Origin of the sequence: Corynebacterium sp. HMSC072A04, assembly GCF_001809235.1 — a bacterium.
GTDB classification, from domain to species: domain Bacteria; phylum Actinomycetota; class Actinomycetes; order Mycobacteriales; family Mycobacteriaceae; genus Corynebacterium; species Corynebacterium hiratae.
In genome coordinates this window covers 90,469-103,077 of sequence record NZ_KV796769.1, presented here as the reverse complement: position 1 = coordinate 103,077, position 12,609 = coordinate 90,469, and the positions used below count along the sequence as shown (strand labels likewise).

The 12,609-nt window shown below is 63.4% G+C and carries 3 protein-coding genes; 1 reads left to right on the top strand and 2 read right to left on the bottom strand.

Annotated features, from left to right (window positions below):
- Window positions 1–252: 252 nt before the first annotated feature.
- The gene (istA, locus tag HMPREF2565_RS04645; RefSeq protein ID WP_158013202.1) at window positions 253–1,833 is read right to left on the bottom strand and encodes an IS21 family transposase; all 1,581 of its coding nucleotides are present in this window, start codon (window positions 1,831–1,833) and stop codon (window positions 253–255) included.
- A gap of 18 nt (window positions 1,834–1,851) precedes the next feature.
- On the opposite strand from istA, the gene HMPREF2565_RS14175 reads away from it, so the two are divergent.
- Window positions 1,852–2,295, top strand: a complete 444-nt coding sequence (locus HMPREF2565_RS14175; RefSeq protein ID WP_232745279.1) for a hypothetical protein — start codon at window positions 1,852–1,854, stop codon at window positions 2,293–2,295.
- 1,003 nt (window positions 2,296–3,298) lie between these two features.
- Here HMPREF2565_RS14175 and HMPREF2565_RS04635 read toward each other — a convergent pair.
- Complete coding sequence (locus tag HMPREF2565_RS04635) at window positions 3,299–12,268, bottom strand: type I polyketide synthase (protein ID WP_071406926.1); 8,970 nt, start codon at window positions 12,266–12,268, stop codon at window positions 3,299–3,301.
- Window positions 12,269–12,609: the final 341 nt, after the last annotated feature.

Genomic DNA, 12,609 nt, shown 5'->3' with positions numbered 1-12,609 from the left:
AGGGTGTCCACTAAACGAGGGTAACCTCAGGTGAACGTGTGACATATTTTATAATGTTTAAAAGGCATCTCATGTGAAGGTTGTCTGGGGTGGTGGTTTGTTGCTGTGACGTCTTTCGAATTTCCAGGGTCACAGCTTTGACTATGGCCAACTTGCCCAATGATTGCGGTGGTTGAGTGGTGTTTTTAGTGTTAGTGTTATGACGTTAAAGCGCTAACGTTTTAACGCTAACGTTTCCTGACTTAGGTCATTTTAGTCAGACAGTTGGGGTAGCTTTTCGGCGAGTTCGCGGACGCCGGCGGGCAGGTCGGTTTGTGCGTGGAGTGTGTGGCCTGAGATTTCGACGGTAAACGATCGGTATTTCTTCAAGATTCGTACCAATCGCTTCAGCGACAGGCCCGAGGCTTCTTCCAACACGTGGCCTGTGGCCATCGCTGCCATCACAATGGTCAGGTGAGCGTGGATGGAGCCTTGCGATAGGTTCAGTACGCCCAGAACGCTAGAATATGCTTGGGCTTCGACTTTACGAGCGTTAAACATCTGGCCGATGAGCTGTGCTGTCGCTGTCCCAATACTTTTCGCCCAGTCTTCCAAGCGTTGCCGGTTCCACTGGGTGTTTAAGTCCTTATGGTTGTCGGGGACATGCTCATCCAAGGTGGAGTAGCCATAATTAGCAGGGGCAATACGATGTAAAGCAACAATCTCACCGTCGTAGAAGACATCCAGATAGTCATCAAAGAGTTGCACGTCGACGAACTTGCCCGCTAGCTTCCACGGCACTGAATACCAGTGATTGGCGATCCGGATGTGGTAGTTCATTGCGACCTTGGACTTCTTCCACCGCGACCACGACCACCGCCGGTCGGGCAACGGGCGCAGCAGCTGTTGCTCATGGTCTTCAAACAACTGGCGACGAGAGATATCCTGCCCGCGGTAGGGACGGCGATCGTTGATGAAATCGCTTTGGTCCTCGAGTGCTTTATTGAGCATGTCGAAACTGTAGAACTCCTGGTCGTCGAGGTATTCTACGCACCATTGCTGGGTAATATCCACGGCCTTTTCAATATTCGCCTTGTACCGCGGCCGGTAGCGTTTCGCCGCAGTAATACCTATCTGATAGAAATCGGCAAATGTGGAATACTCCGCAACCGGGATACGCCCCCGCAGCCCACGGGAAATCTGTTGCGTGGCTGTAAGCGCGTTATCCGGGATCAACCGCAGCGGACAACCACCGAAACACTCCAAAGCCGCACGGTGGGCTAAAAGCCACGACCGCATTTTTTGATCCGGCCACGCCGATACATGCCTCATCCCTGAGTGCGGCAATGAAGCTACAAACAAGTGCGCGGTAAACCGCTGGCCCGAGACCGGATCCACAACGACCATTCCATCGCCCGACCAGTCCACCATGAGCTCGTCACCGGGATCGTGATTCAGTTGCGCTGACAGCTGATGAACATCGACATAATGCTCAAACAGCGAACAGTACTGTCGATACGAATAATGACGCTGACCAGTACCAACAGGTAACTTCAGGTACTTGGCGTGCGCGACTTTCAACGTCACGCGCTTGCCAGAGACCATCCGCTCGGCAACCTTTTTGAAATCCGGTGCGAGGAACTCCGCATCGTTGCGACGCCGGTTATCCGGAAATAGCTCCTCTAACTGGGCATTCGACAATCCAGCAATCCCACGAGCATCGATTTGATGGTCCCTTACAACGCGACTGCCCTTATCAATCGTCGACTTCGAGACCCCTAAATCGGCTCGAATCTGGTTCCAGGAACGATTCCCGGCAACCAAGGCAAACATGATGGCACGGTAATCCGTCACCACCATCACTCCTTCCACGTGAACGCGATCCACACGTACACACTGCGCGGGCCGTCCACTAAAGAGTGCCCAAAAACTACCCCCGGTACCCGATATCCGCACCGGTCGGTACTCGATACCGCCCTACCGGTACTAAATAGCGTCGCGCGTCATGAGTCTTCGTTTAAAGACTATTGGAAACAGAACGATGCTGAAGGAAGCTATCAAGCTAGACGGCGGATTCTTAGCGCAATATTTGATCCGTTTGAGAGGCATGTCGAAGGCCTCGAAGATGCGCAGCTTCAAGGAAAATTGGTTTCTCCTGTTAGCCCGCGGGATTCTACCGGATGGGTGCGGATTGATACAGAAATCAAGGAGCTCCGTGAGAAGTTTGCTTTTGCAAATATTCAAAGTGACTTCAGTGATGTCGGTAATCGGGTGGTTCGCATTCTCGATGAATTGTTAGCGGACATGAAAAGCTGACCGGAGGCGGACATAAAAAAGTCCGCCTATGGCCATGAGAAACTGACCAGTGGCGGACACCACGGGGGCAGGGCGTGTTCGAATGATTGACTCGTCCTGTTGGAGTATGGTAAGCGAACTTATCCCCTCTGGTTCAGAGCCCTGTTGTGACGTCGATCTAGCGCTGGGATGCTCCTCGAGTCCGAACGACGATGACGTGATGCATCAGCCGACCGATGGGAGCCGTGTTGTTCGGTGTCGGGCGCACCTGTGGCATGAGGTCCGTGAAGCTTGGCACATGTGATTTCACGGAACGTGCCGACGGCGCGCGGCCGCGTGCTGTGGTTGCCTTCGATAGGCACGAGGAACCCGGTGTTGGAGTCACCATCGGCGACGGCGGGGCCACAGGCCTGACACCTCAACTTCACCCCTGCTTCTTCTAGAAGACAATTGCTGCTGATTAGAGACGGAGTCAGGTCCGTCCATGCTTTTCGCTAGATGAGTCCGGTTAGACTCTTCTATCGAACATCGGATGAAGACCCCTTGTTTTCCTACCCCCAATAAAAACTCCCCAAACCCCTAAATCCCGTGTCCGCCACTGGTCAGTTTTTCATGTCCGCCAACATGAATTGAACCGCGTAGCCTTTGACGAAACTCGTCACTTACGGAATGGTGATGATGCGGATAAATTTAATGCGGGAAACTCAAAAACCGGCTGGCACGAGTTGTTGAAGTAGAACTTCCAGGACCAGCGAATAGTGAACTGCGTAGTTTTGTTCGTAAGGCAGTTTCGTTAGCTCATTCGATAAAACACGCACCGAACTCATCGCGCCGTGAAGCTGGCATAATCGCTGATTCCGTAATCATGCTTGTCAATATTTTTCGGCGGATGTTTGAAAGCGTGTGATGGAACATTTAATTGAAAAGCGTTGGTGAGCAAATATCGTCGCGACATAGAGCGAAACGAGGTTAGTCCGAAAGGAAAGGGCCAGTTCGTACTTGAACTGGCCCTAATTGCTAGAGGTTACGCACCCGGGAATTCACCGTTGCTGCCCAGGCGCGCATCGGCGTCGAGGAGCATGGAGATTTCCGCGGCCTTGTCGGCGTCGACGAGACCGTAGCCGTCAATCATCACCTTGGCGTCGGCGTGCGGTAGGCGGCGGCCCTCGATGACCTCGAAGAGCGGGGCGCGGCCCAGCATTCCGGCCTCGAAGTGTGCGCGGCCGGCGCGCAGGCGCTGCTCGGCGTGCTCACGCCACTCGGCAGCTGCATCCGCCCCGCGCTGCTGAGACACGGCCTGCTCGAACACGCCGGGGTGGGCGTAGACGATGAGCGCGCTGACGTGGCCGAAGCCAAGCGAGGTCAGCGCCGCGGCCTTCACGTTGCGGCCCGCGGCTGCCAGATCCAGCGGCGAACGCAGCCACACCAGGTTCTTCGCCTTCGGCGCGATGAGCGGATCAACGCAGTCCAGCGACACGTTGGCCGGGATGCGGCCGGTGCGGAAGACGTCGATGATACCGCCGGTCTGGAAGAGCGCGGCACCCGCCTTGGAGTGGCCGGTGAGCGTCTTTTGCGAGATGACGAACATCGGCTGGTCCGCGTCGCGGCCGATAGCTGGCCACAGGATGGAGTGCAGCTCGGACTCGTTCGGGTCGTTGGCGTTGGTGGAGGTGTCGTGCTTGGACAGGACCGAGACGTCGTTTGGCGTCAGGCCCAGTCCGCGCAGCGAGCGTGCGAGACGAGAGTTCTCGCGACCACGGCCAGCACCCAGCGCACCCAGGCCAGGGGCCGGGATGGAGGTGTGGGCACCGTCGCCATAGGAGGCGGCGTGCGCGACCACTGCGAGCACCGGCAGTCCTAAGTCGGCTGCTAGTGAGGCACGAACCAGCAGGACCGTGCCGCCACCCTCGCCTTCGAGGAAGCCGCCGCGGCGGCGGTCATTGGCGCGGGAGATGAAGCGATCATCGATTCCCTTGGCGGTCATCTTCGCGGTCTCCGCGGTGGCGTTCATATCGCCGAAGCCCTGGAGGGACTCCACCTGGACATCGTCGATACCGCCGGCCACGACCACATCGGCCTTGCCCAGGGCAATCTTGTCCACGGCCTCCTCAATCGACACCGCCGCGGTAGCGCAGGCACCGATGGGGTGAATCATGGAACCGTAGCCGCCCACGAGGGACTGCATGGTGTGCGCCGCGATGACGTTGGGCAGTGCTTCCTGCAAGATGTCGGAGGGGCGGTCCTCGCCCAAGAAGCGGGAAACGAATACCTTGTGCAGGGACTCCATGCCGCCGATACCTGTGCCCTGCGTGGTGGCCACCTGGCCCGGGTGGATGGAGCGCAGCAGCTCCGCCGGAGAGAAGCCGGCCTGGGTGAAGGCATCCACCGCGCTGACCAGGTTCCACACAGCCATGCGGTCGAGCGAGTCGAGCATGTGGTCCGGGATGCCCCAGCGGGCAGCGTCGAAGTTGTCCGGCATCTGCGCGGCCACGGTGCGGGTGAGCGTGGCCTTGCGCGGCACCTTTGCGGTGGCACCCTTGCGGCGGGTGACCTCCCACTCGCCGTCAGCCTCGCGGATGCTGGTGAACTCTGGGTCGGCCTCGGCGATGTCGCGGGCGGTGGCCTCGGAATCGACGGTGAAGGTGATGTCGCGGTCCAAGAACACCGTGGTCAGGTCGATGGAGCCGCGGTCGGTGAGGTGATACTTATCCGTCAGCGTGCGGATGCCACAGCGCGCGACGACCTCATCGCGGAAGCGGTCGAAGATGTCCTCTTCGGCGATCTCTTCGTCGTTTTCCACGACGAACCAGCCCGGCGTGGGCTCCTCGTGCCATGCGATGAGGCCGGTCATCCACGCGAGCTCAATGACACCGGCGGCGGTCAGCTCGGCGGAGCCGTCGCGCTGCAGGCCATACTCGGCCTCGAAACGGGTGCGGCCGGAACCCCAGGAGCTCACCTCACCGATACCGGCGATGACCACCATGTCGTCGAGGTCGGTGGTGATGTCGCCAAGTTCCTGAGCCAGCTGCGGCTGCACCGGGCGCGCCGGGGAAGGCAGTGCCTTGATGCGGACGGTGGTGTCCTTGGCGGCACCCTCTGCAGCGGACTGCGCAGCAGGCTTCTCGACCTCTAGAGAAGTCAGCGAGAAGCCTTCGAGACCGCCGGTGAGGTCTGCCTCGATCGGGCGTTCGGTGGCGCGGGCACGGGATTCGGCGGAAGCTAGGTCTAGCAGCTCAGAGGAGATTTCCTCCGGCGACCAGACGTGGATTCCGGCCTTCTGCGCGGCTGGAACGAGGACGTCGTTGCCGCCCATGAGGTGAGTGCCTGCGACCCAGCCGATCTTGGCTTGCGCCAGGGTGACGCCGGCCGGCCAACCAGCCTCGACGTTCCACTTGGCCAGGATGGCGTCGAGTGCCGCCTTGACCTCGCCGTAGGCGCCGTCGCCACCGAAGGTGCCGCGGTTGGGCGAGCCTGGCAGGACAACGTGGCAGCGCTTGTCGACGTCCCCCTGGCTCAACCTTGCCAGTCCCGCGATGGTGCGCTCGACGGACCAGAGCAGCAGGCGGGCCTGCGTCTCGGTCGTTCCGGAGGCATCCGCTAGCGAGCCGGAGACACTCGGCGCGGCGAAGGGGAAGGCCAGCGTCGGCGTGAGGGCCGGCTTGAGGATCTTGACCTCGTTGCCCACGGACTCGCGCTGTTCAGTGCCGATCCAGTCGATGAGCGCGTCAATATCGCGGAAGCTCGACAGGTTCGCCGGGACCAGCCACAGGGCGGAACCAGCAGCGCCGTGCTCGGCGTAGAGCGTGCGCGCGAATTCCTTGCGGGCCTGGCTGACACGGGAGGCGGTCATGATGACGGTCGCGCCGCCCTCCAGTAGGCGCTCCACCAGCGCAGTGGCGATGGAACCAGGGGCAGCACCCGTGACCAGGGCAACCTCACCGGCGAACGCGCCGGGGGTGGTGTCCACGGCGGCCTTGGCGATGTCCTCGCGCTTCCACCAGCGCGCCTGACGCGCTAGGTCCTCGCCGGCACCGCGGAAGCTGTCCACCGGGTACTCGGCCTGGCCCAGTGCCAGGCGGGCGACGCGCTCGCGGGCGATGGCCCAGGAGTCGTCGAAAAGCACGGCCTTGTTCGCATCAAAGGACGGCGTGACGGACTTGAGCCAACCGGAGCCGAGCTCTGCCTCGACGGCATCGATGACGGTGGTATCAGGTGCCTCGATGAGCTCCGGTTCGGAGTCCAAGCCCAGCTGGGAGAGAACCTGGCGGGCGACAGTAGCCAGCACGCCGCTCTCACCGGTGACGGTCTCGGCGAAGGCATCGAGCGCAGCGGAGTCGACCACGGCACCGCCACCGGCACCACCGGCGGCCGCGCCCTTGGACACGGATGCACCGTGGGTAGCGGCGACGGCTTGGACGGCGGCGTCGATCAGCTCGTGTGCTGCGGACTTGGAGGTAGCGCTCGCCGGCACGGTGCTCAGCGAGCCGCCGCGCACGGAGTCCTCCTCGCGGGAGCCCAGCAGAATCTCAGCCTCGACGTGGGCAACCCAGGACTCGGGCAGGCCCCAGGTGCCGGTGACGTAGTCCGCCACGGCGGTGGGCTTGAGGCCCGCAGCGCCGAAGAGCTGGCGCAGGCGCGCGCCGACGGCCTCACCCAGCACCGGGCCGAAAGCGGAGTAGCCCGGGGCGGCGGTGGCGACCTTCTCGCGCAGCGTTGCCACGTCGGCATCGGCGGCGCCATCGATGGCCGGCACGCCGATCTCCGCGGACATGTCCATGAGCAGCTGGTTACGGCGCGAGGACACACCGTTGGTCAGCTCCTCCACGGTGTCGGAGTCCGCGATCTGATCCACGCGGATCTTGTTCTGGAAGGCGAAGAGCACCATGATGGCCTCCGCCGCACCAAAGCGCAGCTCGGGGGCGTCGCCGGAGGCGGCGGCTGCGGTAGGCGCAGGAGCAGGTGCGGCAGCTGGCGCGGCCGCAGCCGGAGCCTCGGCAGCCTCGGCTGGTGCCTCGTTGGTTTGTTGTGCCTCCTCGGCGTCGGATTCCGCAGCCGGTTCGGCGGCTGGGGCTTCGGAGACGTCGGCAAGCATGACCTGCTCCTGGTCGCGCTCCACGTTGAGCACGCGGATGGTGCCCTCCGGGATGCCGGCGACGGCCAGCGAGCGGGTAGCCAGGTTGGTCAGCGTCGGGGAAGAAGCCAAGCCGACCTCGATGATCTGCTCGACCTTGCCGAAGAGGAGCTCCTGGGTCTCAATCCAGCGCACAGGCGAAGCGAACTGCCAGGACAGCAGCTCAATGAGCAGCAGGCGGGCGAGCTCGTGCTCGGAGAGGTCCTCCACCTTCAGCCCGTCCAGCTTGCCGGAGGGAGCCAGCGGTGCCACGGCATCGACGAAGTCCTGGGTCAGCTCGAAGGGGCGGGCCACCAGGTTCGGGATGTAGCGGCCTACCAGGGCGTCCAGATCCAGCTCCTGCGGCAGGAGCTCATCGAGCTTCTCCGCGAAGGCCGGAACGCCCTCGCGCAGCACGCGGGAGTGGAAAGGAACGTCGATGCCCGGGACCATGACGGCCGCGCGCGGGGCGATGGCATTGGCCTTGTCCACCAGGGCCTTGAGCCCCTTCTTGGTGCCGGCGACGGAGTACTGCTGGCCGCGGATGTTGTAGTTAACAATCTCCAGGAACTCGCCGGTGGCCTCGGCGACCTCAGCCACCCAGGCGTCGACGTTGTCGGCATCAATGCCCGCCATGTTCGGGCGCAGTGCCGCCATGGCGTATTCGGAGTTGCCCTCCGCATCGCGCGGGACCAGGCTGCCCATGGCGGAGCCGCGGGAGTAGACGATGTCGATGACACCCTCAAGGTCGAAGATATTCGCTAGCGAGGCTAGCGCGGTGTACTCGCCCAGGGAGTGACCGGCGAAGTAGGAGGTCGGAGCCAGGGCGTCCTCGGTGCGCAGGCGCTCGGTCTGGGCATAGGCCACTACAGCCAGGGCCACCTGCGTGAACTGGGTCAGGTGCAGCACGCCTTGCGGGTGGCGGAAGGTGGTGCCGCGAACGGTGAGTTCCGTCGGGTTCTCATCGATGATCTTCTGGATGCTAAAGCCCAGGTTCTCGCGGGTATGCGCATCAGCACGGCGCCACGCTTCGCGCGCTGCCGGGGAGGCCTGGCGGTCGCCCTTGCCCATGCCTTCGGCCTGGATGCCCTGGCCGGGGTAGACATACGCCGTGGTCGGCGCGGCAAGCAGGGCCTGGCCGCGGGAGACCACCTCGCCGTCGATGCGGCAGGTGACTTCGAGGGCCTGGTGGATGCCCTTGCGGCCGACGCGTTCAACGGTGACCTCGATGTCATCGCCCAGCTGCACCATGCCGTACATGGAGTAGGTCCACCCCACCACGCGGCCATGGCGCCCGGCCACTTGCTGTGCGGCGGCCGAGAGCCACATGCCGTGCACCAGCGGTGCCTGCAGGTTCACCAGCTGGGCCGCGTTATAGGAAGTGTGAATCGGGTTGTAGTCACCGGAGACTAGAGCGAAGGGCGTCATGTCCTGCGGGGCGGTGACGGTGGCGCGGTCGACGAAGGAGCGCGGCGTCGGCACCACCTTGGTGGCGGACTTGCCGCCGCCCCACTCCGGTGCTTGGCTCGGTGCGGCGGTGCCGGTGGCGCGGCCACGGATGGCAAAGCGGTGCATCTGCGTGGCCACGACATCACCGGAGGCGTGGTCCTTGAGCTCCAGCTCCACCGTGACGATGCGCCCGGAGACGGATTCCTCGATGGCGGTGCAGGAGGAGGTGACGTCGATCTGGCGGCCGTCGGCAAGCTGCTCCAGCGGCACGCGCAGGTCGATGACGTGGTCCAGGTGCACCGCGTTGAGCAGGCCTTCGATGACCGGGTAGCCGTCCTCCAGGCGGCCGGAGCCGAGCGCGGCGTAGATGGCCGGCCAGCACGGGCCGACCAGAACATCCGGGGTGCCGGCCTTCTCGGCTGCAGCATCGCCGCAGGTCACCGCGCTGTGTGCGGAGAGCAGCGAGGCAGGGAAGTGGAAGGAGTAGCCCGACTCGACGGTGGGCATCTCCGTGATTTCATCGCCCTGCTCCGCCGTGGAGCCGACACCAGCCAGGCCCTCCAGGAGGGTGAAGACGGAGTTGGGCAGGCGCTCCTCGGAGACCACCGGGGAGCCACCCGTGGCTACATCCTCCGGCAGGTCCACAGGGACGGTGACCTCGCGGACGTAGAAGGGGCGCTGCTCCTCCGGCAGGTCATCCCAGTAGGAGTCGGCCGTGATGACGATCTCCCAGTTGCCCTCGGCATCCTGGCGCAGGTCGAAGGCGTTCTCATCCATCTCATAAGCCGGGTTGGCCATGAGGTGGCCGTGCCACAGCAGGGTCGGGGAAGTACGCAGGAACGCGGCCTCATCGGCGGCGGAATTCAGGCGGGAGAAAGCCTTCTGCGGGGTCGATCCCTGCTCCAGCAGCGCATCCGTGGTGGCCTGCTCGAAGCGGGCAAGCAGGTCTGCCACCGGCTCGTTCTTCTTGGTAATACCCGCCACGGCCACGGGGCCGGGGATGATGCGCACCTGGTCAGCGGTGTAGCGCTCATCCTGCGCCTGCCAGAGCGTGTCCTTGCCGAACCAGGACTTCAGGTCACCGTCCAGGGCCGGTACCCACGGCATGGGCTTGACGTGCTTGTAGTGCAGGGAAATCCACCAGGCGGCATCGCGCGCCGAGACCTCGGTGGTGCGTGCGGCGGGGTAAGCCTCCAGCAGCTTCGCTGCGGCTGCGGGGGCGTCGTGGACGTCCTCAAGGCTTGCGAAGAGGGTTTCAATCTGGCCGTGGTCCGCCGGGTTCAGGCGGGCTTCGACGCGGTGGAGGAGATCGAAGAAGCGGTCATCCCACGTCGGATCCACAAACGGGTGGGCCAGCGTCACAAAACGCTCGATCCACTCGGCGTAGGTCATGGACTCGACATCGCCGAAGTAGGGCTTGCAGGTCTTGGCCAGGGCGTCGATGATTTCCTGGCGGTGTGCTGGGTACTCCTCGATGCTCAGGCTCGTAATCAGACGAGAAGCTGCGGCGAAGGAATTATCGAGGTCGTGGATATCTGCCAAAAGGTGGGACTGCGAGGATGCCACGCCGTTCGCACCGGTGCCGCGGCCTACCCAGCCGTCGTTCTGCTCCGGGCTGATACCGGCGGTGTTGACCAGCAGGTCCTTCACCGAATCAGTGGCCTTGGCCTCCTTGGTGGCCATGGCGACGGTGCCGAGGAAGACGGAGTCGACAGGCATGGCCGGCATACCGTGCTTCTTCGCCCACTCACCGGTGAGGTAGGAGGTGGCGCGGTCCGGGGAGGCGATGCCGCCGCCGACTGCCAGGTAGACGTTGGGGTGCTGGCGGATTTCGGCGTAGGTATCCAGCAGCATGTCATCCAGGTTGACCCAGGAGTGGTGGCCGCCGGCGTGGCCGTCCTCGACCTGCATGATGATGCGATCCTCCGGGTAGGCCGTGGCGATGGCCAGGACATCGCGGATTTGCTTTGCGGTACCGGGCTTGAAGGAGATGAAGGGGAAACCGTCGGCGTGGAGGCGGTCCAGCAGCTCGCCGGCCTCCTCTACTTCCGGAATGCCGGCGGAGATGCACACGCCGTTGAAAGCCGCACCGGCCGCGCGCGCCTTGGGCACGATGCGCGCCTGGCCGAAGTGGAGGTTCCACAGGAAGCGGTCGAAGAACATGGTGTTGAACTGCGCCGTGCGGCCCGGGCGCAGGTGCTGCTCCATTGTGGCCAGGTGGGCGCGGAAAACCTCATCGGAGTACATGCCGCCGCCGGCCATCTCCGTCCAGTGGCCGGCGTTGGCTGCCGCGGCCACGATCTCTCCATCAGCGGAGGTCGGCGTCATGCCACCCAGCATGATCGGGGACAGGCCCGTGAGATCGGAGAAGCGGGTCTGGGTATAGGTGCGGCCGTTCGGAAGCTCGATGGTGCGCGGGGCGAAGTCAGCGTAGTTCAGGGCCTTGGGCAGTTCATTGCCCGGCGTCGCCAGCGCATCGAGCTCCTGCGGGGTGGCGGCGGAGACCACCGTCACCCCGGTTCCCTGCACCACGCGGCGGGTGATGTTCGCCAAGGCGCGGTCGAGAACGATGAGGTGCTCGGAGTTGAGCGCGGCCAGCGTGGCCGGCCAGTCGTGTTCGTTGACCAGGATGGCCTCGGCCTGGGTGCGGGCCTCATCCACGTCGAGGCCGCACTTCTGAGCCAGCGCCACGGTGCGCTCAGCCGCCGGCGCGAGAACCGCGTTGTGGAAGGGAAGGGCCACGGGCAGCTCATCGAAGCGCGGGCTGAGCTCATCGCCACCGATGGTGCGCTTCTCCAGCTCGGCGTTGAAGCTCTTCACGGCCTCTTCGATGGCGGTGCGGGTGGCAGCCAGGTCCTCCGGGTTGCCGGACAGCGCGAAGTGGCGGCGGCCGTTGACCACGGCGATGGCTGCGGTGCCGTGTAGGTGCTCAGTGACGAAGCTGCGCTCCAGGCCCCGGATGGACAGCATCTGGGGGCGCGGGTCGGAGCCGTTGACCGCGCTGGCTGCGGTGCCCATCAGGATGGCCAGAGCCAGGGCTTCTACTGGCTTGTCGACGGCCATCTCGCCCAAGCTTCCCTGCGAATGCCCAGCGCGCTCGTCGATGTCGACGCCGAGATCACGCAGCTGCTCGATGGCAGCAATCTGGCCAAGGACGATGCCGGGGATGGACACTGCCGGCAGAGAGTCGAGGGAATTGGGCTCGACGGAACCATCAATGAGCTGCTCGAGGCGCTCAAGTGCGCCAGGGCACGTGGAGGCAATGGTGCGTGCGGCGGGGCCGGTGAGGCTGCGGGCCTGGGCGAGGGCCTCGCGCAGGGAGTCAGCGGTGGCGGCAGTCTGCGCGGCGGTGGTGATGAAACCCTGCCAATCGGAGCCTTGTCCGGCGAAAAGCACGGCCGGGCGGGGCATGGAATGCAGCATAGTAACAGGCATCTTTCCTCTTTTGAGCTGATGGGGAACGGTTTTATGAAGAGCTGTGGGCAGGATTAGTTAGCCCTACAGAACAATCATGATGTGCCACCGTAGTCGAAGCTTTCGCGCAAAGCTGTCTCCCGCGCGGAAAATGTGAGGTTTTTCTCACGTTTGGTGGCGGGGGCACTCTTTCTCAGCGCTCGCCGCGCGAAGTTGCCCAACCTTTTGTATCCTCGGGCTCACTGCAGCGGCTCGGGGAGGAGCAGGGGTGGCTCGGCATCGGCCCGCGCAGCATGAATGAAAAGAAAAACTAGGGGGGACTATGTCTCAATCAACACCAGAGAAAACGACTAAGACACCGG